The 22,766-nt window shown below is 64.9% G+C and carries 29 protein-coding genes; 9 read left to right on the forward strand and 20 right to left on the reverse strand.

The features are described 5' to 3' along the window. Positions 1-79: 79 nt before the first annotated feature. Together FJ942_RS12780 and gcvA are read right to left on the reverse strand one after the other, a co-directional pair. Positions 80-1,390, reverse strand: a complete 1,311-nt coding sequence (locus FJ942_RS12780) for a sugar ABC transporter substrate-binding protein (protein WP_140491344.1) — start codon at positions 1,388-1,390, stop codon at positions 80-82. A gap of 212 nt (positions 1,391-1,602) precedes the next feature. Further along, entirely contained in the window at positions 1,603-2,508 is a 906-nt protein-coding gene (gcvA, locus tag FJ942_RS12785) for a transcriptional regulator GcvA (protein WP_140559021.1), read from the reverse strand. Between the two features lie 110 nt (positions 2,509-2,618). Between gcvA and FJ942_RS28845 the strand changes: the two genes are divergently transcribed. Continuing rightward, complete coding sequence (locus tag FJ942_RS28845; RefSeq protein ID WP_140493424.1) at positions 2,619-2,804, forward strand: hypothetical protein; 186 nt, start codon at positions 2,619-2,621, stop codon at positions 2,802-2,804. Positions 2,805-2,851: 47 nt separating this feature from the next. On the opposite strand, the gene FJ942_RS12795 is transcribed toward FJ942_RS28845, so the two are convergent. Then, positions 2,852-3,811: a sugar-binding transcriptional regulator gene (locus FJ942_RS12795; RefSeq protein ID WP_140491340.1), complete on the reverse strand. Its 960-nt coding sequence runs from the start codon at positions 3,809-3,811 to the stop codon at positions 2,852-2,854. A gap of 255 nt (positions 3,812-4,066) precedes the next feature. Between FJ942_RS12795 and FJ942_RS12800 the strand changes: the two genes are divergently transcribed. Next, complete coding sequence (locus FJ942_RS12800) at positions 4,067-4,699, forward strand: HAD family phosphatase (RefSeq protein ID WP_140491338.1); 633 nt, start codon at positions 4,067-4,069, stop codon at positions 4,697-4,699. A 3-nt stretch (positions 4,700-4,702) separates the two neighbouring features. Here the strand turns inward: FJ942_RS12800 and FJ942_RS12805 are convergent, their stop codons facing one another. From FJ942_RS12805 to ureC, 9 genes are all read right to left on the reverse strand, one after another. Beyond that, on the reverse strand, positions 4,703-5,470 hold the full coding sequence (locus FJ942_RS12805) for a class II aldolase and adducin N-terminal domain-containing protein (RefSeq protein ID WP_140685581.1): 768 nt from the start codon (positions 5,468-5,470) through the stop codon (positions 4,703-4,705). A gap of 77 nt (positions 5,471-5,547) precedes the next feature. Beyond that, a complete protein-coding gene (gene ureG, locus FJ942_RS12810; protein ID WP_140491334.1) occupies positions 5,548-6,189 on the reverse strand; it encodes an urease accessory protein UreG in 642 nt (213 codons plus the stop codon). Further along, positions 6,186-6,626, reverse strand: a complete 441-nt coding sequence (locus tag FJ942_RS12815) for a DUF3995 domain-containing protein (protein WP_140685580.1) — start codon at positions 6,624-6,626, stop codon at positions 6,186-6,188. Before FJ942_RS12815 ends, ureG begins: the two co-directional genes overlap by 4 nt. Beyond that, positions 6,623-7,303, reverse strand: coding sequence for an urease accessory protein UreF (locus FJ942_RS12820; protein ID WP_140524179.1), 681 nt, complete (start codon positions 7,301-7,303; stop codon positions 6,623-6,625). The genes FJ942_RS12815 and FJ942_RS12820 overlap by 4 nt, the downstream gene beginning before the upstream one ends. Next, positions 7,287-7,859 carry an urease accessory protein UreE gene (gene ureE, locus FJ942_RS12825; RefSeq protein WP_140524177.1) on the reverse strand — a complete coding sequence of 191 codons (573 nt, stop codon included), beginning with the start codon at positions 7,857-7,859 and terminating at the stop codon, positions 7,287-7,289. The genes FJ942_RS12820 and ureE overlap by 17 nt, the downstream gene beginning before the upstream one ends. Next, the gene (locus FJ942_RS12830) at positions 7,856-8,461 is read right to left on the reverse strand and encodes a glutathione S-transferase family protein (protein WP_140897868.1); all 606 of its coding nucleotides are present in this window, start codon (positions 8,459-8,461) and stop codon (positions 7,856-7,858) included. Before FJ942_RS12830 ends, ureE begins: the two co-directional genes overlap by 4 nt. A 45-nt stretch (positions 8,462-8,506) precedes the next feature. After that, positions 8,507-9,100 carry a hypothetical protein gene (locus FJ942_RS12835; protein WP_140554597.1) on the reverse strand — a complete coding sequence of 198 codons (594 nt, stop codon included), beginning with the start codon at positions 9,098-9,100 and terminating at the stop codon, positions 8,507-8,509. 50 nt (positions 9,101-9,150) lie between these two features. Beyond that, positions 9,151-9,639 (reverse strand): DUF29 domain-containing protein, encoded by a 489-nt coding sequence (locus tag FJ942_RS12840; protein ID WP_140491324.1) that lies wholly within the window; start codon positions 9,637-9,639, stop codon positions 9,151-9,153. 126 nt (positions 9,640-9,765) lie between these two features. Then, a complete protein-coding gene (gene ureC, locus FJ942_RS12845) occupies positions 9,766-11,481 on the reverse strand; it encodes an urease subunit alpha (protein ID WP_140524435.1) in 1,716 nt (571 codons plus the stop codon). Between the two features lie 164 nt (positions 11,482-11,645). On the opposite strand from ureC, the gene FJ942_RS12850 reads away from it, so the two are divergent. Both FJ942_RS12850 and FJ942_RS12855 read left to right on the forward strand, forming a co-directional pair. Then, positions 11,646-12,023, forward strand: coding sequence for a hypothetical protein (locus FJ942_RS12850; protein WP_140514392.1), 378 nt, complete (start codon positions 11,646-11,648; stop codon positions 12,021-12,023). Positions 12,024-12,155: 132 nt separating this feature from the next. After that, complete coding sequence (locus FJ942_RS12855; protein ID WP_140491319.1) at positions 12,156-12,644, forward strand: hypothetical protein; 489 nt, start codon at positions 12,156-12,158, stop codon at positions 12,642-12,644. A gap of 80 nt (positions 12,645-12,724) precedes the next feature. Here FJ942_RS12855 and FJ942_RS12860 read toward each other — a convergent pair whose 3' ends face one another. The 5 genes from FJ942_RS12860 to FJ942_RS12880 are packed head-to-tail and all read right to left on the reverse strand — an operon-like array spanning position 12,725 to position 15,120. Further along, on the reverse strand, positions 12,725-13,030 hold the full coding sequence (locus FJ942_RS12860; protein WP_140491317.1) for an urease subunit beta: 306 nt from the start codon (positions 13,028-13,030) through the stop codon (positions 12,725-12,727). Positions 13,031-13,036: 6 nt separating this feature from the next. Beyond that, positions 13,037-13,630, reverse strand: coding sequence for a HupE/UreJ family protein (locus FJ942_RS12865; RefSeq protein WP_140897870.1), 594 nt, complete (start codon positions 13,628-13,630; stop codon positions 13,037-13,039). A gap of 51 nt (positions 13,631-13,681) precedes the next feature. Beyond that, positions 13,682-13,936, reverse strand: coding sequence for a DUF1272 domain-containing protein (locus FJ942_RS12870; RefSeq protein WP_140554594.1), 255 nt, complete (start codon positions 13,934-13,936; stop codon positions 13,682-13,684). Between the two features lie 10 nt (positions 13,937-13,946). Further along, on the reverse strand, positions 13,947-14,249 hold the full coding sequence (locus FJ942_RS12875) for an urease subunit gamma (protein WP_140729614.1): 303 nt from the start codon (positions 14,247-14,249) through the stop codon (positions 13,947-13,949). A gap of 28 nt (positions 14,250-14,277) precedes the next feature. Beyond that, a complete protein-coding gene (locus tag FJ942_RS12880; protein ID WP_140493415.1) occupies positions 14,278-15,120 on the reverse strand; it encodes an urease accessory protein UreD in 843 nt (280 codons plus the stop codon). Between the two features lie 202 nt (positions 15,121-15,322). On the opposite strand from FJ942_RS12880, the gene FJ942_RS12885 reads away from it, so the two are divergent. The 3 genes from FJ942_RS12885 to FJ942_RS12895 all read left to right on the forward strand — a co-directional run bounded on the left by FJ942_RS12885 (position 15,323) and on the right by FJ942_RS12895 (position 17,687). Beyond that, the gene (locus tag FJ942_RS12885; RefSeq protein WP_140491308.1) at positions 15,323-15,577 is read left to right on the forward strand and encodes an acyl carrier protein; all 255 of its coding nucleotides are present in this window, start codon (positions 15,323-15,325) and stop codon (positions 15,575-15,577) included. Positions 15,578-15,581: 4 nt separating this feature from the next. After that, positions 15,582-16,790 carry a beta-ketoacyl-[acyl-carrier-protein] synthase family protein gene (locus FJ942_RS12890; protein WP_140491304.1) on the forward strand — a complete coding sequence of 403 codons (1,209 nt, stop codon included), beginning with the start codon at positions 15,582-15,584 and terminating at the stop codon, positions 16,788-16,790. Positions 16,791-16,982: 192 nt separating this feature from the next. Next, entirely contained in the window at positions 16,983-17,687 is a 705-nt protein-coding gene (locus FJ942_RS12895; RefSeq protein WP_140895787.1) for a glutathione binding-like protein, read from the forward strand. Positions 17,688-17,743: 56 nt separating this feature from the next. On the opposite strand, the gene FJ942_RS12900 is transcribed toward FJ942_RS12895, so the two are convergent. The 3 genes from FJ942_RS12900 to FJ942_RS12910 form a co-directional block, all read right to left on the reverse strand. Beyond that, positions 17,744-18,061 carry a hypothetical protein gene (locus tag FJ942_RS12900; protein ID WP_140559001.1) on the reverse strand — a complete coding sequence of 106 codons (318 nt, stop codon included), beginning with the start codon at positions 18,059-18,061 and terminating at the stop codon, positions 17,744-17,746. A 94-nt stretch (positions 18,062-18,155) separates the two neighbouring features. After that, on the reverse strand, positions 18,156-18,767 hold the full coding sequence (locus FJ942_RS12905; protein ID WP_140491298.1) for a nucleoside triphosphate hydrolase: 612 nt from the start codon (positions 18,765-18,767) through the stop codon (positions 18,156-18,158). Positions 18,768-18,898: 131 nt separating this feature from the next. Next, positions 18,899-20,002, reverse strand: coding sequence for a hypothetical protein (locus FJ942_RS12910; protein WP_140897872.1), 1,104 nt, complete (start codon positions 20,000-20,002; stop codon positions 18,899-18,901). Between the two features lie 271 nt (positions 20,003-20,273). On the opposite strand from FJ942_RS12910, the gene FJ942_RS12915 reads away from it, so the two are divergent. Both FJ942_RS12915 and FJ942_RS12925 read left to right on the forward strand, forming a co-directional pair. Further along, the gene (locus FJ942_RS12915; RefSeq protein WP_181169891.1) at positions 20,274-21,104 is read left to right on the forward strand and encodes a D-alanyl-D-alanine carboxypeptidase family protein; all 831 of its coding nucleotides are present in this window, start codon (positions 20,274-20,276) and stop codon (positions 21,102-21,104) included. A 753-nt stretch (positions 21,105-21,857) separates the two neighbouring features. Then, positions 21,858-22,766 (forward strand): DUF1003 domain-containing protein (locus tag FJ942_RS12925; protein ID WP_140897876.1); only part of this gene is annotated, 909 nt, incomplete at its 3' end.

Below are 22,766 nucleotides of genomic sequence, written 5' to 3' on the forward strand. Positions count from 1 at the left end.
GAAGTGGCCGCCCGAACTGGGTTTCGGGCGGCCGTTGCCGGCCATGGTCGGCGACCGGCCTTAGGCACCGGGAGGAGCCTTACTGGATGTAGCCGCCCTCGGTCATCGCCGCGGTTGCGGCGTCCTGGGCCTGCTTCAGCGCGTCGTCGACGCTCGACTGGCCGGCAAGGGCTGCCGAGAACAGCTGGCCGACGGTCGTGCCGAGGCCCTGGAATTCGGGGATGGCGACGAACTGCACGCCGACATAGGGCACCGGCTTGACGGTCGGATGCGTCGGGTCGGCGGCATTGATGGAGTCCAGCGTCATCTTGGCGAACGGAGCCGCCTTCTGGTACTCTGGATTGGCGTAGAGCGAGGAGCGCGTTCCCGGCGGAACGTTGGCCCAGCCTTCCTTCGAGGCGACCAGTTCTGCATAGTGCTTGCTGGTTGCCCATGACACGAACTTCTCGGCGGCATCGGCCTTCTGCGTGCCGGCGGGAATGGCCAGCGACCACGCCCACAGCCAGTTGCCGCGCTTGCCGAGCCCGTTGTCAGGCGCCAGTGCGTAACCGACCTTGTCGGCGACCTGCGAGGCCTTGGGATCGGAGACGAAGGAGGCGGCGACGGTGGCGTCGATCCACATGCCGCACTTGCCCTGCTGGAACAGCGCCAAATTCTCGTTGAAGCCGTTGGAAGACGCGCCCTCCGGCCCGTCGGCCTTCATCAGGTCGACATAGAACTGCAAGGTGTTCTTCCATTCGGGCTGGTCGAATTGCGGCTTCCAGTTCTCGTCGAACCAGCGCGCGCCGAAGGAGTTCGACATGGCGGTCAGGAAGGCCATGTTCTCGCCCCAGCCGGCCTTGCCGCGCAGGCACACGCCGTTCACGCCATTGGCGCGGTCGGTCATCTTGTCGGCGGCCTGCTTGATGAAGTCCCAGGTCGGCGCGTCGGGCATCTTCAGGCCTGCCTTCTCCATCAGGTCCTTGCGGTACATGACGAAGGAGCTTTCGCCGTAGAAGGGCGCGGCATAGAGCTTGCCGTCGACGGAGAGGCCGCCGGCGATCGCCGGGATGATGTCCTTGGCGTCGTAGTCGTCGCCGAGCTTGTCGAGCGGCAACAGCCAGCTCTGCTTGGCCCAGATCGGGACCTCGTAGGTGCCGATGGTCATCACGTCATACTGGCCGCCCTTGGTGGCGATGTCGGTGGTCACGCGCTCGCGCAGCACGTTCTCTTCCAGCGTCACCCAGTTGAGCTGGATGTCGGGGTTCGCCTTGGTGAAGTCGTCGGTCAGCTTCTGCATGCGGACCATATCGCCATTGTTGACGGTGGCGATGGTGATGGATTCGGCATGTGCCGCGAACGCGAGCGCGCTGGCCGAGCACAAGCCCAGGATGAGCGTACGAAGTTTCATCAAATTCCTCCCATGGACCAAGATGAGCATTTGCCTTGGCTGTGAGCAATTACTCACTAAGAATGAATTATGTCAAGCCAGATTCGATGGTGCAGCGCACACTCGATGGAGGAGCGCCGACCTGGCGCGTTGCAAATGGCCGTCCCGCAGGTGCGGATCGGGCGACAACGGCGATCTGGATGGAGCGCGGTTTTGATCCTGGAGTTAGCCGGTCAGCAGGCGATCTCGGCCAGGATCCAGTCGCGGAAAGCGCGGATCTTCGGCACGTTGCGGCGCGCCTCCGGATAGACCAGCCAATAGGCGTGGCCGTCGTCGCCGACCAGGTCGAAGGGCTGGATCAGGCGGCTGTCGGCGAGTTCCGCCTTGAACAGCGCCCTGGTCAGGATCGCCACGCCATGGCCTGCGATGGCCGCATTGGCCTCATAAGCCTGCGCGCCCATGCTGCTGCCGGGGCGCTTGGCAAGGTCATGGCTTTGCACTCCCGCGGCCTCGAACCATTGCGTCCACCAGATGTCGCCGGGATCAAGGATCGGCAGCTTGAGCAGATCGGCCGGTTCCTTGACGCCGCCGATGCTCGCGGCGAGCTTGGGGCTGAGCATCGGCGTGAAATCGGCGTCGAGCAGCTTGTAGGCCTCCAGTCCCGGCCATTTGCCGCCGCCCGAGCGGATGGCAAGGTCGACATCCTCGCGGGCGAAATCGGTCAGGCGGCTGGATGTGTCGAGCCGCACGGCAAGGGCGGGATGCGCGATCTGGAACGAACCCAGATGATGCGCCAGCCAGTTGGAGGCAAAGGTCAGCACCGTGGTGACGCACAGCAGACCGTCCGCCCCGCCGCGGGCCGCCGCATAGGCCTGCCCGAGTAAGGCGAAGGCTTCGCTGACCGCCGGCGCCAGGCGCTGTCCGGCTTCGGTGAGTTCGATCTGCCGCGGCCGGCGCAGGAAAAGCGGCGCGCCGACCCGCTCCTCCAGCACTTTGATCTGATAGCTGACCGCTGCCTGCGTCATCGCCAGTTCCTCGGCCGCTTTGGTGAAGGACAGATGCCGCGCCACCGCTTCGAACACCCGGATCGCCTGCAGCGGCGGAAGCTGCGCAACCTGTCGCGAGCTGAGATCCGGCATAAAGCCTCCTTATGGGTCCTTATCGACGTTCGATTGGCAAAGGCGGCCGGCAAGACCGACATTCATCCTCAGCCCGTCACTCGGGTTGAAGATAGCGAAGGTTGACGATCATGACCATGGCGCAGCAAAAATGCACTCCCGCTCCGGATCATCGCTGGATTTCATGGCTTGCGGACGGATTCGGCTGGTTCGCGACCAGGAAAAAGGCGCATCTCGACATCAGGGACCTGTCGCCGCACCTGCAGCGGGACCTTGGCTTCCTCGACGGCAACGATCCTTTCGGACGGCATGGATAGCAGGCCCGGATTTTATCGCAAATCGATGTTGCTTCGAGGCTTTTAGCTCACCCGCTCGCCAGCAGGGCGGCGGCGGTTCGTTCGTCGGTGATGAGGCCGTTGACCAGCCGGCGGTTCACGGCCGCCAGGATGCCCGGCAGCTTGCGTTCACCCATGGCGAGCGCGATGACCAGCGACTTCTCGCGTGACGGCAGGGCCGCCGACGACACCCGGTCGTTGGTGATGCCCTCGATCATGCGGCCGTCGCGATCGAACACCCAGCCGACGATTTCGGCGACGCCGCCGGCCTTCTGCAAAGCCTTCAGCTCGGCGTCGGAGATGAAGCCGTCCTCATAGAGCGGCGCCTTCGGGCCGAGGTCGCCGATGCCGACGAAGGTGACGTCGGCCTCCGCGGCCAGCGCCAGCGTCGGCTGGATCATCGGCTGGCTGAGCAGCATCTCGCGCTCCTGCGGCGAGGAGGCGATGACCGGCAACGGCATCGGGAACGACCGCGCCTTGACCCTGTCGGCCATGGTGAAGATGACGTTGTAGAAAGCGGCCGAACCGTCCGGCGAGATATTGCCGGTCAGGGACACCACCTTGTGCTGCGGGCACTCCATCGGCGGCAGTTGCTCGATCGCCGCCTTCAGCGTACGGCCGGTGCCGATCGCCAGCACGATCGGCGCCGGCGATCTCAGCCGCCTCTCGATTTCCGCTGCCGCCGCCTCGGCGATACCGATCGTCGTCGACGACGAGGTCGGGTCGCTCGGCACCACCTCGACCAGGTCGAGCGCGAAGCGCGACTTCAGGCGGGCGGCGAGGTCGAGGCAGTTGGCGATCGGATGGTCGACGCGCACCTTGATCAGGCCTTCCGACACTGCCAGCGACACCAGCCGCTGTGCAGTCTGCCGCGAGATGCCGAGCGTGGCGGCGATCTGGTCCTGCGTGTTGCCGGCGACGTAATAAAGCCAGCCCGCGCGCGCGGCATCGTCCAACCTGTTGCTGCCGCCCTCCTGCCGGTTGTTCACGTCCTGCCTCCCGAAACCGCCGGTCATGGAACCGGTCGCGCCTACTTTCGCAGGGAACCGCGCGCTGCGCAATTGTCAAATCGCCAGGGCAATTGCTTGCGCATGCGGGCGTGGGATCGGCCGGATCATCGTCGGCCTGGGGATTCCACGGCAGGCAAAAGGAGGATTTCCGTTCCGACAGGTGGCACGTTCTGCCGTCCGGATGGTTTATCTCGCGGGGTAAACCCTTTAAGGGAACGCCAAAAGGAGCGTTGCATGACACCGAAAGCGGTTTTCTGGGACATGGACGGCACGCTGGTCGACAGCGAACCGCTGCACGAAGCAGCCCTGGTGGCGGCGATGCGCAATGTCGGCCTTCAGCCTCCGCCCGACCTGCATGAGCGCGTTCTCGGGGTCGCTGCCTGGCCGGTCTACCTGATGATGCGCGACGAGTTCGGCCTGGATCTGCCCTTCGACGAGTGGATCGTCCATAAATACGAGCATTATCTGCCGCTTGTCACGACATTGAAGCCGCGCCCCGGTGCGATCGAGATCTTCAACGAATTGCGCGCACTTGGCGTGCAGCAGGCCGTGGTCTCGAATTCCGACCGCATGATCGTCGACGCCAATCTGCACATGGTCGGCCTGATCTATCCAGGCATGAAGACCATCAGCCGCAACGACGTGCGCGAAGGCAAGCCGCAAGCCGAGCCGTTCCTGCGCGCCGCCTATCTGGCCGATGTCGATCCCGCGAACGCGGTGGCGGTCGACGACAGCTGGCCGGGCGCCATGGCGGGGCTGGCGGCAGGCATGAAGACGATCTTCTGGCCGGAAAAACCGATGGACGGCCCGCCCGGTGCGGTGGTCATCAACAGCGCCGAGGAATTGCGGGCTGAACTGGGGCTTTAAACCTCAGTTCCGATAGACCGGCTCCTGCTCGTCGAGGATCGCCTTCAGTTCGCTGAGATGCCGCTCGGCCTGGCCGGGATAGTCGTCCATTTCGCGTGCCGCCTTCTCGGCGATGGCGTCGGAAAGCGTGCGCAGCGGCCGCCCGGTCCACAGCGCCTTGATGTAGGTCTCGGCGGCGCGTTCGAAATAGAACATGCGATTGAAGGCGTCGGCCACCGTGTCGCCGATGACCAGCACGCCGTGATTGCCCATCACCATTACCTTGACCTTGGGGTCGGTCAGGAGCTGCGAGCAGCGCTCGCCCTCTTCCTCGAAGGCCAGACCGCCATAATGGGCGTCGACCACATGGCGGTTGAAGAACATCGCCGAATTCTGGTCGATCGGCGGCAGCCTCGAATCGGCGAGCGAGGCCAGCACGGTGGCGTGGATGGAATGCACATGCATAACGCAGCGCGCATGACGGACGTTGCGGTGGATGGCGCCGTGCAGGCCCCACGCCGTCGGGTCGGGCGCATTCGGGCCGGACAGCGTCTCGGGATCGTTGGCGTCGATCATCAAAAGGTCGCTCGCCTTGATGCGCGAGAAGTGCACCTGATTGGGGTTCATCAGGAATTTTGTGCCGTCCTCGTTGACCGCCAGCGAGAAATGGTTGGCCACCGCCTCGTGCATGTTGAGCCGCGCCGTCCAGCGGAAGGCGCAGGCAAGATCGACGCGCTCCTCGTAGAGGGGCAGGTTGGTCAGCGGTTCCTTTTGCAGGCGGGCGATGCTCATCGAAAAATCCTCCGGGTTTTAGGAACAATGCCGTGCCCTGCTTGTGCCCGCAACCGGTTTCGGTTGGTGCAGCCGGCTCACGCCGCCGTGCTTGCGGCGGTCCCGAGCCTCAAGCCGCCATGCTCGACGATGAAATCGATCACCTCCCGCAACCCCTTGCCGCGCGACAGGTCGGTGAAGCCGAACGGCCGCTTGCCGCGCATGCGGGTGGCGTCGCTCTCCATCACGTCGAGATTGACGTTCACATAGGGCGCCAGGTCGCTCTTGTTGATGATCAGGAAATCGGAACGGGTGATCGCCGGACCGCCTTTCCGCGGGATCTCCTCGCCCTGGCAGACGGAGATGACATAGAGCGTGAGATCGGCGAGATCCGGCGAGAAGGTGGCGGCAAGGTTGTCGCCGCCGGATTCGATGAAGATGATGTCGAGATCGGGGAATTTGCGGTTGAGCTCCGCGATCGCCTGCAGATTGATCGAGGCGTCCTCGCGGATGGCGGTGTGCGGGCAGCCGCCGGTCTCGACGCCGACGATGCGCTCTTCCGGCAGCGCCTGCAGCCGCGCCAGCATCATGGCGTCTTCCCTTGTGTAGATGTCGTTGGTGACGACGGCGATCGAGAATTCTTCGCGCAGCGCCTTGCAGAGCTTTTCGGTGAGCGTCGTCTTGCCCGAACCGACGGGGCCGCCAATGCCGATGCGAAGAGGACCGTTGGGCTGCGTCATGTCGGGAACTCCGTGATGGCGAGAACTGCGAAGCCGAGCCCGATCAGCAGGCACAGCGGCGAATAAAGCCTGATATCGAGCCGCGCGAAAGGCTGTTCCGGTGCCAGCCGGCGCCACCGGGGCGTGAAGCCGGCAATGCCGCGTCCGAGAAACACCAGCCCGATCAGCAGCGCGGTGGCGGCGAGGCCTTCCCTGGGAAAGGGCGAGGCAAACACGCCCTCCAGAGCCATCGGCCAGAGCGTTGCCAGCGCCAGGCAGGCGGCGACGGCAAAGCAGGCGAACGGCGCCGGCATCTCGTCGACGCCGCGAAAGCCGACGACCGCATGCGCGCAGGACGCCGCATCCTTGCCCGGCCATATCCCGCCAATGCCCCAATAAACGTGCAACGCGGTGATCACCAGCAGGACGAATGAGAGGATGAAGGCAAGGACGATCATGAGCGGAACAATCGCGAATACTGGGTTTCGTGCTGCATCGCCACGATATCAGAGACAAAGGCGCAACCGCCGAGATCGTCCATTGTCGAGCGGGATGCGCGGGCGGCCGTCGCAAGGGCCAGTACTTCGAAGCTGGCGAGCAGCATCACGGCGTCGCTCTGGCCGATGACACCCAGCCGGATTGCAGCCTGGACGAGATTGGAGAAGAAGGCCTGCAGGAAGGCGGACAGGGCGTCCGGCAAGGCGATGCCGTTTCCGCCGGCGACCGCGCCTACGGCGACGCAATAGGCACACTCCGCCGGCAGGCGCGCCCGCACCGGGTTGGGCCACGCCGCCGCGGCCTTCAGGAAAGCAGCACCTTGCAGCATCGTCTCGGCATGGCGCTCGCGCGACCCGGCCAACGCCTCGGCCAGTGCGGCGACTTCGGCCAGATCGCCGCCGTCGCGGGCGTTGCGCCAGCTCTCCGCGAACAGCACGGCATCGTTCCAGGCGGAGCCCATCTCGACCAGCGTTTCAAGCCAAGCGGCGAGGCCCGCCGCATCGGTCACCAGCCCATCATGCACGGCGCGTTCGAGGCCATGGCTGTAGGAAAAGCCGCCGACCGGAAAGACCGGCGACAGCCATGCCATCAATCGCAGCAGGGCGATGCCGGATGGCTGATCAGTCGTGGTGATCATGGTGGTCGTGCGAATGGTTGTGCGAATGCGACCCGCCGTGGCTGTGCGCTTCGGCGTGGCTGTGGGCGTGCGCATGGCCGTGGTCATGGCCGCCGGAATACGCGCCCCGCACCGGCTTGAACGGTTCGGAAACCTCGCTCACCGTGGCCCCGAGCCCCTCCAGCATCGCCTTGATGACATGATCGCGCAGGATGAGGATGCGCTCCGCCTCTATCGCCGCCGCGAGATGGCGGTTGCCGATATGCCAGGCAAGCTCGGCCAGATGCACGGCGTCGCGGGCGCGGATATCATAGACCTCCTCCGGCGCCGCGATGATCTCGACGTGGCGGCCGTCTTCCAGCACCAGCCTGTCGCCGTCGTTGAGGGTGACGGGCTCCGGCAGGTCGACCAGTACCTTGCTGCCATCGGACAATTCGATCGCCCGGCGGCGCAGATGCCGCTCGTCATGGGCAAGAACCGCGCGGCCGGATGGCGCCGTGGTGCCGGCATTGCCGGAGGTCAGCACCGAGATGGCGCGCGGGAACTTCGTGAAGTCGGTGTTGAGGTTGAGCTTCATTTCATGGCTCCGCCATTGGCTTGCGCCCGGGCACGGGCAGGGCGTGAAAGCACGCGGTCGAAATAGGCGTTGACGCGGTCGGATTCTATTGGAAAGCGGCCGGCTCGGGCCCAGCCGCCCATGTCGCCGAGCAGCACGTCGACAGCCGAGAACCGGTCGCCGAGCGCGAAAGGCTTGTCGCCAAGCCGGCGGTCCAGCGCCTTGACCTCCGAGGCGAAATCGTAGGCGGCCGCGGGGCCGACATCGACCCGGACTTCCCTGGGCAGCAGGAAACGGTGGCGCAATTTGTTCCACAACGGCGCTTCCAGCTCGGACTGGGCGAAATGCATCCAGGAATCCATTTCGGCGCGGCCTGCGAGGCCGGGACTGGCGCCCATGCCCCTATCCGCGTGCTTATCGGCGAGATAGACGCAGATCGCCGCCGAATCCGTCAGCGTCAGCTCGCCGTCGATCAAGATCGGCACCTTGCCCGAGGGATTGAGCGCATAGGCTTCGGGCGAGCGCAGGGGAATTTCGACGAATTCATAGGCCTGCCCGAGTTCTTCGAGCATCCACAGAACACGGCTAACCCGGGATCCACGCGATCCGACGGCCTTGTACATGATTGAACCCTGCCTTTCCCGGTCAGCCTAGAGCATCCGCGGCCGTCATACGATCGTGTCGAACAGCCGCAGGATGAACGATACCTGGTAAATCAGCGCCGCCGCGACGAAGGCGATGTGAAACCGGCGGTCGCGCACCAGGATCGCGGCGATGCACAGCGCGACGAAGACCGGCGTGCGAAACAGATATTCGTTGCCGAAGCGGGCGAAATGCTCCGGCCCCTTCAGCAGCGTGTCGATCACGTCGAGCACGTAGGTCGCGGCCAGCAGGCCGAAGAACCAGGCGCGGCGCGAATAGAAGAAATCCTCATAGCTGGTGTAGTCGAGCATCGAATCCGGAAACAGCAGCGCGCAGAGCAGGAACAGGGTGATGGCGTAGAAGATGATGAACAGGTACTTGCCGAAGGTCCATGTTTCGATGGCGTAGAGGCCGAACTCCCACCACCAGAAATGCACCAGCATCAACAGCACCGAAGCGACCCAGGCCAGATGCACCGTATAGAGCCGGTACTGGCCGGGATGCTGGACGATGCGCGCCACCCCCGACAACAGGCGCGCGACGCCGAGCCCGATCACCATGCCCAGGACGATGCGGATATGCGGGAAGATGTCGTGGGGCGAAGCTATTTCGGTGGCCATGCCGAATGCTCGCCAGGTGATGGAACGTCCGTCAACACACCACTATCAGTCTATTCGCGCATAAGGTTGTCTGAAGACCACGGTGATCCTGGGAAATAATCATCGTCCAAGATTTCCTTGATCCCATAGGGGCAATGGACAGGGAAATCCCGATCTCTCAGGCCTGTTTCGTCCAAGGCCTTTAATCTTGCTATCTTGAACTCTCGATCGAGCACCTGCGCAGGATATTTTTTGAGGCTCGGACTTTCATCAAGCAGGCCCTCAATCCGAAGCCGTTGCTCCCGAATTGTCAGCAACCAGCCCGTTTTGCGCTGCTCAGACTGAAACTCCCATTTCAGCAAATGAAGGACCAAAGTGCCAAGCCTGCTCGCAATTTCCCTTTTGTCGCTCCGCCCCAAGCTCTCGATCTCCTCGGCAACATTCTCACGATCGAGGTCGGAAAGACGACCTTCGCGCAGCAACGCGCCCTGCTCGGCGCACCACTGAGCATAGTCGGCCTCGTAGGGCGTCAATTGCTGTTTGCGAAATATCTTGTTCATTGAGGAGATATTGCTCCCAAAGTGCACAATTTCCAAGCCCGCGGAGAACGAGTGGGCCCATTCGGGCAGTCGGCACAACCCACTCACCGCCGCATTTAACGAGAGCAATGGCTCGCGGCGATCTTATCAAAACAGAAAATATCGCTGCGCCATCGGCAGCACCGTCGCTGGTTCGCAGGTCAAGAGTTCGCCGTCGGCACGAACCTCGTAAGTCTCGGGATCGACTTCGATATGCGGCGTGGCGTCGTTGAGCACCATGGAGTGCTTGCCGATGCCGCCACGCGTGTTTTCGACCGCGGCGAACTGCTTGTCGACGCCGAGCCGGCCGTGCAGACCGGACTCTAGTGCCGCCTTCGAGACGAAGGTTACCGACGAGTTGGTGCGCGCCTTGCCATAGGCGCCGAACATCGGCCGATAGTGCATCGGCTGCGGCGTCGGGATCGAGGCGTTGGGGTCGCCCATCGGCGCCGCCGCGATCATGCCGCCGATCAGCACCATATCAGGCTTGACGCCGAAGAAGGCCGGGTTCCACAGCACCAGGTCGGCGCGCTTGCCGACAGCGACCGAGCCGATGTCCCTGGACAATCCATGCGCGATGGCAGGGTTGATCGTGTATTTCGCGATATAGCGGCGGACGCGGAAATTGTCGTTGTTGCCGGTCTCCTGCGGCAGCGAACCGCGCTGGCGCTTCATCTTGTCGGCGGTCTGCCAGGTCCGGATCGCCACTTCGCCGACGCGGCCCATCGCTTGTGAATCCGAGGAGATGATCGAGAAGGCACCGATGTCGTGCAGAATGTCCTCCGCCGCGATGGTCTCCTTGCGGATGCGGCTTTCGGCGAAGGCAATGTCTTCCGGAATCGACGGCGACAGATGGTGGCAGACCATCAGCATGTCGAGATGCTCGGCCAGCGTGTTGACCGTGTAGGGCCGCGTCGGGTTGGTCGAGGACGGGATGACGTTGGGCAGGCCGCAGACCTTGATGATATCGGGCGCATGCCCGCCGCCCGCCCCTTCGGTGTGGAATGCGTGGATGGTGCGGCCCTTGATCGCCGCCACCGTGTTCTCGACGAAGCCGCTCTCGTTGAGCGTGTCGGTGTGGATCATCACCTGCACGTCATGGTCGTCGGCCACCGACAGGCAGCAGTCGATCGCGGCCGGCGTCGTGCCCCAGTCCTCGTGCAGCTTCAGCGAGCAGGCGCCGCCCAGCACCATCTCCTCGAGCGCCGCGGGCAGGGAAGCGTTGCCCTTGCCCGACAGGCCGATATTCATCGGGAAGGCGTCGAAGGACTGGATCATGCGCGCCATGTGCCATGGCCCGGGCGTGCAGGTGGTGGCGAGCGTGCCGTGCGCCGGGCCGGTGCCGCCGCCCAGCATCGTGGTGATGCCCGACATCAGCGCTTCCTCGATCTGCTGCGGGCAGATGAAATGGATATGCGCGTCGAAGCCGCCCGCGGTAAGGATCTTGCCTTCGCCGGCGATGATCTCGGTGCCGGGGCCGATGATGATGGTGACGCCATCCTGCGTGTCCGGGTTGCCGGCCTTGCCGATTGCCGCGATGCGGCCGTCCCTGAGGCCGATATCGGCCTTGAAGATGCCGGCGCTGGCGTCGATCACCAGCGCATTGGTAATGACGGTGTCGACCGCTCCTTCAGCGCGGGAAACCTGGCTCTGGCCCATGCCGTCGCGGATGACCTTGCCGCCGCCGAATTTCACCTCCTCGCCATGAATGGTGAAATCCCTCTCGACCTCGACGAAGAGTTCGGTATCGGCAAGCCGCACCCTGTCGCCGACCGTCGGCCCGTACATCTGCGCATAGGCGGCGCGGGTTATTCTGGCCATCAGTGATTGCTCCCGAATTGCGGTGCTGGTGAAACCGGGCTGCACATTGCTGCCATCCAATGGTCACGCAATGACCCGCTGGTCGACACCTTCTGATCCCATTTGGCGGTTGAGGTTGGAGGGTCACCCCAAAACGACCGTTTGCCAAATCGATGGAAGGAAAATCCATGCGCAAAACGATAGTTCTCGCCGCTGCCGCCACCCTGATGCTGGCGGGTGCCGCCAGTGCCCAGCAGCAGCCCGCGCAGCAGCCCGCTCCGGCAGCGCCGGCCGCGCCCGCCCCCGGCGGGCAGCAGGCCGCGCCGACGATCCAGAGCGTCAACATCGTCGACATCACCGAACTGCCGAAGGACACGCAGACGCAGGTCAACCAGGTGATCGCCCAGCGCGGCGATGCCGGCCTGCAGAAGCTGCGCAGCTCGATCGATGCCACGCCCAAGGTCAAATCCGCCCTCGAGGCCAAGGGAATGACCTCGGCGCAGGTGGTCGCGGCCAGCATGGAGCCCAACGGCGCCCTGACCCTGATCACCAAGAAGGCGAGCTGACGGCGCGCCTGCGCGGCGGGCCGTCGTCCGGTCCGCCCGCGCTATCTGGAAGGGAACCTTGGCCGGGCAGGAGCCGTTTCGTTTCATCGGCGCTGAACGGCGCCGCGAAATGAACCCGTCCAGGAGCGAGCGATGGCGATCAATCCCGGCAAGAGACGGCTCTATGCCTTCGCCTCCATGGCATTCCTGGCGGTGGGCAGCCCCGGAGCCTCCCTTCACGCACAAGGGCTCGAAAGCCCTGAGACCGTCAACCGGATCATCGGCTCGGACGTCAAGCAGGAAGAAACCAGGAGCGATGCCGAAGCCGGCAAAGTTGCCAGGGCGATTGATCGGACGCGTGAAAACATCGGCACGGTGCGCAAGACATCCAAGCTCGACAAGGTCGATATCGTGTTCCTGACCGATGCCGCGCGCACCGAAGGCGGTCCGCCGCCGGCGATCGAAACCAAGGTCAAGCAGCATCAGGACGACATTGCGGAGCTGCGCAAGGAGATCGAGGCCAACGCGCTGCTGTTCAATGCCATCGACTCGCGACGCGTGCTTGCGCAGGACGTTCTCGCCGTGGAATTCGACGACCCCGGAAAAATCGTCATCTATGCGGCGGCCAAGCCGTCCGATTGAGCCGAGGGCACAACTCGCTTTCGTGCTCGCCCGAAAGCCCTTTGCCCTCTTTGCACGCCGCGCATGAGACGCCCTCGGCCTCACAGCCTGCCCATCACCTTCTGCTGAAAGCCATAGACCTCGCGCTTGCCGCCCAGCGGCACCAGCGTAACGTCGCGCTCCTGTCCGGGCTCGAAGCGCATGGCGGTGCCGGCGGCGATGTCGAGGCGCATGCCGCGCGCCTGTTCGCGGTCGAATTTCAAGCCCTCATTGGTCTCGAAGAAATGATAGTGGCTGCCGACCTGGATCGGCCGGTCGCCGCTGTTGGCCACTTTGAGCGTAACCGTCGGCAGGCCTTTGTTCAGGTCGATGTCGCCGTCGGCGGGAATGATTTCACCTGGGATCATCGTTCGTCACACGGCGCCGAAGACGAGGCCGAGCCCTATCGCCGTGCAGGCGGCACCAGCGGCCCGCACGAGCACGCGAAATCGCCTGCCGAGGCCAAGCCCGGCGGCGATGCCGACGGCGTGCAGCAGCGCCGTGGCGACGGCAAAGCCGGCCATATATTCAAGCCCTGCGGCATTTTCCGGCACTTCAGTGCCATGGGCGTGGCCATGAAACAGCGCGAACGCGCCGATGATGGCGACGCCGGCCGTGACAGGAAGATCGACGGCCAGCGCCACGAATAATCCGAGCGCCACCACCGACGCCAATATGCCCGGCTCGACGAAGGGCAGCGGCACATGCAGCATGCCGAGCGCGCCACCGGCCAGCATGACGCCCACAAAGGCCGCCGGCCATGCCCACATGGCCTTGCCGCCTTTCTGTGCCGCCCACAGGCCGACCGCGACCATCACCGTCATGTGGTCGAGGCCGGAGAGCGGATGCATGAAGCCGGCCGCGAAGGAGGAGGTCGTGCCGGCCCCGACATGGGCGTAGGCGGGCATTGCGGCTGCCATGAGCAGAATCGCCGAGAGGGCTGTGCGTTTCATCTGTGCTGAGATCATCGGTGCGTCTTTCCTATCAGGATCGTCTTTCCTATCAGGGTCGTCTGGCGTTCACGCGGCCTCGCGCGGGCCACAGGCCTCGGCTTTGAGGACGCGCTTGGTCGAAGCGGGATATTTCTTCAGCATTGCCGCCGGACGGATCGGCCGTGCCGAAAAATTGCCGCCGCAATTGGGGCAGACGCCGCCGAGCACGTCTTCGACGCAATCGGCGCAAAAGGTGCATTCGAAGGTGCAGATCAACGCATCCGCCGCTTCCGGCGGCAGGTCCTTGTCGCAGCATTCGCAGTTCGGGCGCAGCTCAAGCATATCTGTCTCCTCACCGTATCGGCTCATGCACGGTCACCAGCTTGGTGCCGTCGGGGAATGTCGCCTCCACCTGCACGTCATGGATCATCTCGGCGATGCCTTCCATCACCTGGGCGCGGCTGACGACGTGGGCGCCGGCTTCCATCAGCTCGGCGACGGGACGGCCGTCGCGGGCGCCTTCGACGACGAAGTCGGTGATCAGCGCGATCGCCTCCGGATGATTGAGCTTGACCCCGCGCTCCAGACGCTTGCGCGCCACGACCGCCGCCATGGCTATCAGCAGCTTGTCCTTTTCCCTCGGCGTCAGGTTCATGCGTTTCCCTGAAATGATGCGGACACGATCACAGTGACCATATTTTGGGCAGCCCCGCCTTTCCGTTGAGCAAGCCGACGAGCGGAACCAGATGCTGGCGCAGCCGGTAGCCGTCGCCGGCATACAGCCTCGCAAGAAGCTTGCCAGATTCCTGCACGCTCCAGGTGCTGGCGCCGCCCTGGCCGCCGATGATCTCCCGAACCGGATCGAGAAGCGCTTCCGCCCGCGGCGAGATCAATAGCACCGTCGCCATGGCGACGGCGCCGCCGGCAATCGGTGGGCGCGCCAGGGTCGCGGCGATGTCGGGCCCGATGCGGAAATCCTCGGCATGGATGAGAGCCCCGCCCCGGCGGACGCGCCAGCGGTCGTGAAAGCCGCCCTGGACCGCGCGTTCGCCCATCGCCGTCCGGCCGAAGACGGTGGCTTCCAGCACCAGCGCCTCGGCGCCGGCGGCAAGATCAAGGTCGAGCGTGCGGGCAAAGGCCGATCGGTCGAAAACGATGGTCTCCTGCGGCAGCCAGGCGACGCGGCCGTTTTCGCCGACCGTTAGCCGGACGCTGACTTCGGCCCGGTCGGAAGCGGCGCGATAGATTTTCTCGCAGGCCTGCGTCGTTATCGTGGCGCTGGCATGCGCGCCGACGTCGATCTCCCAGCCGAGGCGGTCGCCTCCGGTCAGCCCGCCCGCGGTGTTGATCAGCACGGCTTCCAGCGGGCCGCCGGAAACGGCCGGCATCCTTATCTTGGCGGAACCGTCCTGATAGAGGCGGCGCAGCCGTGTGCGGCCGTCTTGACTGGCGCAGACGAGCTGCGCCAGTCCGGCCGCCCGCTGCGCCGGCGGAGCCGAAAATCCGGTATGTTCGATCGTATCCACGCCGTCAGGTTAAGCACCGCGGCGGCTTTGTCGATATATAGCTTGTTGCTTGATGGCGTTTCCGTTTCTATAGAGGGAGCCACCTTGGTACGCTCATGCGACGCCTGGCGGGGGTCCAAGGCGACGGTCGCGGCCTGATATCGAGGACAAAAAGGCGCTGTTCAGTTGGCGTCGGGAAACGACAAAGTGGGGAAGAAACCGAATGGCTGACCAACTGGCGACCGAAATCATCGAAAAGATCAAGGCTCATGCCGAGCCGGGCGGCGAGGAGATCACCACCAGCACCGAATTGACGGCGCTCGGCATCCATTCGCTGGAACTGACCGAGATCATCTTCGATCTCGAGGAGCAGTATGGCATCGAGATCGAGATGAACACGGTCGATGCCTGGAGCAACCTGAAGAATGTTGGCGACATGGTCGAGGCCGTTCGCGCGCTGATCGCGAAAAAAGCCTGACCGCATGCACAAGCGCGTCGTCATTACCGGCATCGGCGGTTTGTGCGGGCTTGGCACCGACGTGCCGGCGATCTGGACCGAGATGCGCGCCGGCCGCTCGGCGATCGGCCCCATCGATAACCCGTTCCTGCACGATTTGAAGGTCAAGATCGGCTGCGAGATCAAGGCGCTGCCCGACCATGGCATCGAGCGCAAGCAGCTGGTGTCGATGGACCGTTTCAGCCTGTTGGCGGTGATTGCCGCCCGCGAAGCCTTACAGCAGTCCGGCTTGGCCGCCCATGCGGACAATACCTACCGCATGGGTGCCGTTATCGGCATCGGCGTCTGCGGCTTCGAGACGGTCGAGGAGAACTACCGCGCCATCCTGATCGAAGGCAAGAATCGCGCCGGCATCTTCACGGTGCCGAAGGTCATGCCGGGCGCCGCCGCCGGCCAGGTCAGCATGCATCTCGGCCTGCGCGGACCGGTGTTCGGCGTCACTTCGGCCTGCTCGTCGGCCAACCACGCCATCGCATCGGCGGTCGACCAGATCAGGCTCGGCCGCGCCGACGTCATGGTCGCCGGCGGCACCGAGGCGCCGCTGGTCTGGGGCGTGCTGAAGGGGTGGGAGGCGCTGCGCGTGCTGTCGCCCGATACCTGCCGGCCGTTTTCGGCCGATCGTCAGGGCCTGGTGCTCGGCGAAGGCGCCGGCATGGCGGTTCTGGAAAGCTACGATCACGCGGTGGCGCGCGGCGCAAACATCCTCGCCGAAATCGTCGGCGCCGGCCTCTCGGCCGATGCCTCCGACATCGTTGCGCCGACCATAGAAGGGCCGGAAGCGGCGATGCGCTTCTGCCTGGCGGACGCCGGGTTGAATCCCGAGGACATCGACTACCTCAATGCGCACGGCACCGGCACCAAGGCCAATGACCAGATCGAGACCGCCGCGATCAAGCGCGTCTTCGGCGAGCACGCGCGCTCGCTTTCCGTCTCGTCGACCAAGTCGATGCATGCCCATTGCCTTGGCGCCTCGGGCGGGCTGGAGATGATCGCCTGCGTGATGGCGATCCGAGAGGGCGTGGTGCCGCCCACGGCGAATTTCCGCGAGGCCGACCCCGATTGCGATCTCGACGTGACGCCGAACGTCGCGCGCGAGCGCAAGGTGCGCGCCGCCATCAGCAACGGCTTCGCCTTTGGCGGCACCAATGCGGTGCTGGCCTTCAAGGCGATCTGATCCCGGCGATCATGTTCTGCCCGGCAGGTCAATCTGCCGGCTCCCGATGCCGGCATCATTCGATTTGTTGACTGTGCGTGCACGGCCAAACGCCTGACGCCGCATTGATCGTGCCGGGGCGTGCGCCTAATTCTTTGCCGACCCCACCCAGACCGCGCCGCTCGGTGCGAAATCCCCGCCCAGGAGTTCTCGATGGCCGACCTGTCCGCCTTTCCAATCACCGCCCGCTGGCCGGCCAGGCATCCGGACCGGATCCAGCTCTATTCGGCGACGACCCCGAACGGGGTGAAGATATCGATCGCCCTGGAAGAGATCGGCCTGGCCTACGAGCCGCATTATGTGGACATCGGCAAAAGCGAAAGCTGGACGCCGGAATTCCTGTCGCTCAATCCCAACGGCAAGATACCGGCGATCATCGATCCGAACGGTCCCGACGGCAAGCCGATCGGCCTGTTCGAGTCCGGCGCCATCCTGCTCTACCTCGCCGACAAGACCGGCCTGCTCGTCCCGGCGGACGCGGCGCGGCGCTACGAGACGATCCAGTGGGTGTTCTTCCAGATGGCGGCCGTCGGCCCGATCTTCGGCCAGGTCGGCTTTTTCCACAAATTCGCCGGCCGCGAGATCGCCGACAAGCGGCCGCTGGAGCGCTACCGCGATGAATCGCGCCGCCTGCTCGGCGTTCTCGACGGCAGGCTGAAGGGCCGCCGATGGATCATGGACAATGACTACACCATCGCCGACATCTCGCTCATCGGCTGGGTGCGCAATCTGATCGGCTTCTATGAAGCGCGCGACCTCGTCGGCTTCGATGATTTCGCGCATGTGGCGGCATGGCTGGAGCGCGGCCTGGCTCGGCCGGCGGTGCAGAAGGGCCTGACACTCCCGGCAAAGGGCTGAAGCGGCCCGGCCGCCCTGGGGCGCGGGATATCGTAGCCTTGGCCGACTCGGCTGGGCTATTTCGCCTTGGCTTTCGGGCCGCCCTTGCCCATCACGGAAGCCGCCAGCGAAGCGGCGCCGCGTGCCGTCGCCACCACCGCGCCGGCCGCGACGCTTGCCACGGTGCGGACGGCGCCGGATTTCTCTGGGGCCGGCTTGCGCGCGCTGGCCGGCTTTGCGGCCGCGGCCGCGACCTTCCGAGGCGCGGCCTTGCCGAAGCTGGGCTTTGCGTCCTTCGAACGTTCGGCGATCGCCGGACCAGCGCCGGCTTTCGCCTGCGTCGTCTTCGTCGTCCTGGTCTTGGCGGTCGCGGGTTTTCTTGCCTTGGTTGCCATTGCAAAATCCCCTTAGGCAGGACAATCGGTTCCTGGCCATAACGGTGCGAAACCCCTTAAGGTTCCCGTCGAAAAATACCGACAATTAAGCAGGTTAACCAATCACCAGGTCGGCCGCCCGGCGCCGCGCCAGCACGCGTTCGATGTTGGGCATGTCGTTGGAGGCGATCCAGGCGCGCGCATCCTCCTCGGAGCGGCCATGTTCGTGCCAGCGCTCCATCAGCCGGCGCTCGAGCTCGTTGCGCGGCACCTCGACGAAGATGGAGAAATCGAACAGTGGCGCCAGCCGCGACCACGGCTCCTCGTCGAGCAGCAGATAATTGCCCTCGACCAGGATGAATTTGGTCTCCGCGCCGATGATCGCCGCCGCCGCGCGCGACAGTTCCATGCCGCGGTCGAACACCGGGATGGCGATGTCGGGCTCGCCCGCCCGGATGCGCTTCAGAAGCGTCTCGAAGCCGCCGAAGTCGAACGTATCCGGCGCGCCCTTTCGCGCGCGCAGCCCGCGCTGGTTGAGAACGACGTCGTCATAGTGGAAGCCGTCCATCGGCACGACCTCCACGGCGCCTTCCGGCAGCAGATCGTGCAGGCTCGCCGACAATGTCGACTTGCCGGCCCCCGGCGGTCCGGCAATGGCGACGATGAAGCGCTTTGCCTTGCCGGCGCGCTTGAAGATGGTGGCGGCGAGATGGGCGATTTCGGACATGGCGGCCTCGCTTGCCCCTGATGGTTGGCGCGACCGTTATTCTGGCGGCACTCGGCGGAAATTTCAAACCGGCATTTTGGGTAAGGTGCGGTGGTCAAGTGTCGAAACGCCGACGTTCGAAGCCAATCCGCTCAACCAGCCGCGGCCTGCCCGATGCGCAGGAAATCGCTGTCGAACGGCACCTCCCGCGCCGAGCCTCGGCCCAAGAGCCGCATGCGGCCCTCCGCCGTGGTGACCTCTTGCGGCGGCTCGCCGCCCGCCAGCGGCAGGGCGCCGATGACATGGCGGAAGGAGACGCTGGCGCCTTCGCCGAGCGCGAACGCCGTCGCCACGCCTTCGCGCGTCAGCCAGTTGTCGCCGATCGAGGCGGCGTGGCCTATCGCCGTGCGCCCGTCCTCTATGCCGAGCACGCCCAGATGCCGTCCGCTCCACGGCGCGTAGTCGCGGCCGCCATTGCTGAACCACAGCATGGTGACCGGCAGCTCCGCCGGGTTCTTCAGCACCAGAACCAGATCGTCCTCGGCCCGGCGCGCCAGGGCCGTCCAGCCCGGCCCGCCATGATCGGCCTCGACCAGCGTGACAAAATCCTCGCGCCGGTCGTCCATGCGGTAATCCGTCAGGTCGAGCGTGCCGCCGCCGGCAGCGGGAAAATGGCCAAGATCGCTGCTGCGCCCGGGATAGGCGAGCAGGAAGCGGCCGCGCGCGGGATCGGGCTCCAGCGGATCGGCGGGCGAGGCCGCGAAGCGTTTTGGCGAAAAGGCCAGCCGGCCGCCATCCGTCATCGCCGTCATCGGATGATGGGCGACGGAGATCGCGCCGCGGCCGCCGGAAAACACATGTTCCTGATAGAGGAAGGCATGGCCGTCGCGCAGCGTCAGGATCTTGTCGACGGTCGCGCCCATGACCTTGCGGCGCAGCCGGAAAACGGCTCGCCAGCCGCCGTCCACGGCGCTGCTTTCGGTGACGTCCCAGGCGCTGTTGGCCGGCCAGCCATGCAGCGGCGCTTCCTCGACGTCGCTGCGCGAAAACGGCGCGCACAGGAAATCGCCGGACAGCCGCACCGTGCCCTCGGGCAGGTCGGCCGGCAGCGTGTCGCGTGGCGCGCCGACCCAGGGTGCGCGGTGCAGCGGCCGCAGCCGGCGCCCGCCATCCTCGACTACCATGTCGGCGATATGGCCGACCGTGGTGTCCAGCGAGACCGAAATGCCGCGTGCCTTGAGGGTGACCGTATCCATTGCGCTCTCATCGAATCCGAAGGCGCAACAAGAACCCTTCGCCGCCGGTTGCGCAAGCGCCGCGACCGGCATTTTGCATCATCCTTGGAACACAAGCTTGCGAAAGCAGACAAAGCTGGGCTACCGCCATTAACCAAATGGACGCGGCTGGCGGGTTACGTTAGCTTCGCCGCATCTCAGCAACAGCCCAGCCAGAACAGACCTGTCCTTGTCCCCCTTGCGTCGCCTTCCGCTCGTCCAGAGACTTCTCGTCGCCCTTGGCCTGTTGCTGATGGCTGCGGGCTGCTCGACCACGACACCGCCGGACTCTGTGCTCGCCGTGCCGGCGCCGCCGCAGAAATACGCCGCCATCGTCGTCGATATCAGAAGCGGCAAGCAGCTGTTCGAGGTCAATTCGAGGGCGCAGCGCTATCCGGCCTCGCTGACCAAGATGATGACGCTTTACCTCCTGTTCGAGGCGATGGAGAGCGGCCGCGTCTCCAAGGAAACGCAGATCCCGGTCTCCGACCACGCGGCCTCGCAGCCGCCGACCAAGCTGCGATTCCGGCGCGGGGAAACGATCGACGTGGATTCCGCCATCCGCGCCATCGTCGTCAAGTCGGCCAATGACGTGGCGGTGGCGGTGGGCGAATATCTCGGCGGCTCGGAGGACGAGTTCGCCGCCATGATGACGTCGAAGGCGCGCCAGCTTGGCATGACCAGCACCATTTTCCGCAACGCCTCGGGCCTGCCCGACGACGGCCAGGTCACCAGCGCGCGCGACATGGCGGTGCTCGGCATGGCGCTGCACCAGCGCTTCCCCCAGCATTTCCACTATTTTTCCGAAAGCGACTTCATGTTCCGCGGCCGGCTGGTGCGCGGCCACAACGACATGCTCGGCCGCGTGCGCGGCGTGAACGGCATCAAGACCGGCTATATCAGGGCTTCCGGCTTCAACATCGTCACCTCCTACGAAGCCGACGGCCGCCAGCTGATCGTGGTGGTGATGGGCGCCGACAGCGCCCGCCAGCGTAATGACCATGTCGAGGCGCTGATCCAGCGCAACCTATCGCCGGCGGTTGCCGACGCCCCGACCAGGGTGATGTACGCCGAACAGCAGTGAGCGGGCGAGCTGCGGGGCTGCCTCGCTTCGGACCAGCTTGCTCAACTATCGAAGTCAGTGCCGCCCCTCATCGCCCTGCCAGGCACTTCTCCCCGTATAGTGACGGGGAGAAGGGGCTGACCGCAACCTCGGCACCCTTTTTGCAGCGTTGGTGATTGGCGAAACCGGCGATAACAGCCCCTCTCTCCCAGTTCTACGGGGAGAGATGTCCGGCAGGACAGTGAGGGGCGGCGCAGTCGCTCGAAAGCGGGCGATGGCGTCGACTGGCCCGATAGGAATTTTTTCTTGACAGGGTGAAGGCAACTATGCTACTATTCTCGCTATGGTGCTGATTTGCGCCAGCCACCCGCCGCAAGGCGGGTTTTTTGTGCCGTCGCCCAGGCGCCGGCCAATCACTTCGTCATCCACGGGCGGAGCAAGGAGCGTAGCGACGCGGCGCGAGGATCTATGCCGCGACTCGGCAGGCGCCGCAACGGTTCGCAATTCTGCTCACCGCCGCCAATGTCACGGAATGGATCCAGGCTCCGCGACGGAGCTTCGCCCCCGTTATGGTGCCCCCAGGGGGTTGATGACGATTTCATTGAGCCGCCGCCAACCTCGAATGTCTCTCTACCAGCCCCGAAAGGCGGCCCGCTGCCCTTCCTGTCACGCAATCGTCCGCAAGGCGTGGCATAGGCATGCCAATTCGCCGCGATGCTGGCTAAGCATCGCCGCATCGGTCTATCGTCTTCCACCACAGCAGGAGCCCGCATCATGAGCACCGTTCCCAAGGCGTCCGAGCAGCAGGCGGCGGACAATGACAGCGGCGGCGAATATTTCGAGGCGCCGACCGCCGGGGAGGACCTGCACGGGGTTTCGGACGAGCATTTCGACACGCCGGAGGTGCCGGACTCAGAGCCGGCCTTGCCCGGCGCTTCGCGGGCCAAGCCCAAGAAAAGACCGTCGGCGATCTCGGGCCGCAAATTCCGCAAGCGCGACCTGGTGCGCATCGACGATCTGCGCCCGAGCCTGGCCGACCGCATCCGCTCCGACCATCCGGACCTGCCGCATGGCGCCCGCATCAGCCGCGAGGAGCTCGGCCGCTACCGCATGCGCTACATGGAGGAGCTGCTCCAGCAGGAGCACGGCGAATTCTCCGAGCTCGACCGCCAGGTGGTGGAATCGATCGCCAGGCAGGACACGATTTCGGAAAACTCGGAAGAGGAGTTCGAGGAGCACCGCTCCTTTGCCGACCGCGTCTCCGACAACATGGCGGCCTTCGGCGGCAGCTGGTGGTTCCTGATCTCGTTCGCCGGCGTGCTCCTGGTGTGGATCGCCATCAACCTGTTCGAGGGCTTGAACCGCGCCTTCGATCCCTACCCCTTCATCCTGCTCAACCTGCTGCTCTCCTGCATCGCCGCCATCCAGGCGCCCATCATCATGATGAGCCAGAAGCGCCAGGAGGTGAAAGACCGCCTGCGCTCCTTCAACGACTACCGCGTCAACCTCAAGGCCGAGCTCGAAGTGCGCCATCTGCACGAAAAACTCGACTACCTCATCTCGCGCCAATGGACCCGCCTGGCCGAGATGCAGCAGATGCAGCTCGACGCCATGCATGAGCTGACCGGAGCGAAGAAGGCGAAGCGCGCGGCACGGGGAGTGAGGAGGCGGGCGGTGCGGGGC

The organism is Mesorhizobium sp. B2-4-2 (assembly GCF_006442845.1).
Taxonomy (GTDB): domain Bacteria; phylum Pseudomonadota; class Alphaproteobacteria; order Rhizobiales; family Rhizobiaceae; genus Mesorhizobium.

Excerpts from the sequence above, each read along its gene's own strand:
- FJ942_RS12780 (WP_140491344.1), bottom strand. The coding sequence starts at position 1,390 with ATGAAACTTCGTACGCTCATCCTGGGCTTGTGCTCGGCCAGCGCGCTC.
- gcvA (WP_140559021.1), bottom strand. The coding sequence starts at position 2,508 with ATGCCGGATCTCAGCTCGCGACAGGTTGCGCAGCTTCCGCCGCTGCAG.
- FJ942_RS28845 (WP_140493424.1), top strand. The coding sequence starts at position 2,619 with ATGACCATGGCGCAGCAAAAATGCACTCCCGCTCCGGATCATCGCTGG.
- FJ942_RS12800 (WP_140491338.1), top strand. The coding sequence starts at position 4,067 with ATGACACCGAAAGCGGTTTTCTGGGACATGGACGGCACGCTGGTCGAC.
- FJ942_RS12805 (WP_140685581.1), bottom strand. The coding sequence starts at position 5,470 with ATGAGCATCGCCCGCCTGCAAAAGGAACCGCTGACCAACCTGCCCCTC.
- ureG (WP_140491334.1), bottom strand. The coding sequence starts at position 6,189 with ATGACGCAGCCCAACGGTCCTCTTCGCATCGGCATTGGCGGCCCCGTC.
- FJ942_RS12815 (WP_140685580.1), bottom strand. The coding sequence starts at position 6,626 with ATGATCGTCCTTGCCTTCATCCTCTCATTCGTCCTGCTGGTGATCACC.
- FJ942_RS12820 (WP_140524179.1), bottom strand. The coding sequence starts at position 7,303 with ATGATCACCACGACTGATCAGCCATCCGGCATCGCCCTGCTGCGATTG.
- ureE (WP_140524177.1), bottom strand. The coding sequence starts at position 7,859 with ATGAAGCTCAACCTCAACACCGACTTCACGAAGTTCCCGCGCGCCATC.
- FJ942_RS12830 (WP_140897868.1), bottom strand. The coding sequence starts at position 8,461 with ATGTACAAGGCCGTCGGATCGCGTGGATCCCGGGTTAGCCGTGTTCTG.
- FJ942_RS12835 (WP_140554597.1), bottom strand. The coding sequence starts at position 9,100 with ATGGCCACCGAAATAGCTTCGCCCCACGACATCTTCCCGCATATCCGC.
- FJ942_RS12840 (WP_140491324.1), bottom strand. The coding sequence starts at position 9,639 with ATGAACAAGATATTTCGCAAACAGCAATTGACGCCCTACGAGGCCGAC.
- FJ942_RS12850 (WP_140514392.1), top strand. The coding sequence starts at position 11,646 with ATGCGCAAAACGATAGTTCTCGCCGCTGCCGCCACCCTGATGCTGGCG.
- FJ942_RS12855 (WP_140491319.1), top strand. The coding sequence starts at position 12,156 with ATGGCGATCAATCCCGGCAAGAGACGGCTCTATGCCTTCGCCTCCATG.
- FJ942_RS12860 (WP_140491317.1), bottom strand. The coding sequence starts at position 13,030 with ATGATCCCAGGTGAAATCATTCCCGCCGACGGCGACATCGACCTGAAC.
- FJ942_RS12865 (WP_140897870.1), bottom strand. The coding sequence starts at position 13,630 with ATGATCTCAGCACAGATGAAACGCACAGCCCTCTCGGCGATTCTGCTC.
- FJ942_RS12870 (WP_140554594.1), bottom strand. The coding sequence starts at position 13,936 with ATGCTTGAGCTGCGCCCGAACTGCGAATGCTGCGACAAGGACCTGCCG.
- FJ942_RS12875 (WP_140729614.1), bottom strand. The coding sequence starts at position 14,249 with ATGAACCTGACGCCGAGGGAAAAGGACAAGCTGCTGATAGCCATGGCG.
- FJ942_RS12885 (WP_140491308.1), top strand. The coding sequence starts at position 15,323 with ATGGCTGACCAACTGGCGACCGAAATCATCGAAAAGATCAAGGCTCAT.
- FJ942_RS12890 (WP_140491304.1), top strand. The coding sequence starts at position 15,582 with ATGCACAAGCGCGTCGTCATTACCGGCATCGGCGGTTTGTGCGGGCTT.
- FJ942_RS12895 (WP_140895787.1), top strand. The coding sequence starts at position 16,983 with ATGGCCGACCTGTCCGCCTTTCCAATCACCGCCCGCTGGCCGGCCAGG.
- FJ942_RS12900 (WP_140559001.1), bottom strand. The coding sequence starts at position 18,061 with ATGGCAACCAAGGCAAGAAAACCCGCGACCGCCAAGACCAGGACGACG.
- FJ942_RS12905 (WP_140491298.1), bottom strand. The coding sequence starts at position 18,767 with ATGTCCGAAATCGCCCATCTCGCCGCCACCATCTTCAAGCGCGCCGGC.
- FJ942_RS12910 (WP_140897872.1), bottom strand. The coding sequence starts at position 20,002 with ATGGATACGGTCACCCTCAAGGCACGCGGCATTTCGGTCTCGCTGGAC.
- FJ942_RS12915 (WP_181169891.1), top strand. The coding sequence starts at position 20,274 with ATGGCTGCGGGCTGCTCGACCACGACACCGCCGGACTCTGTGCTCGCC.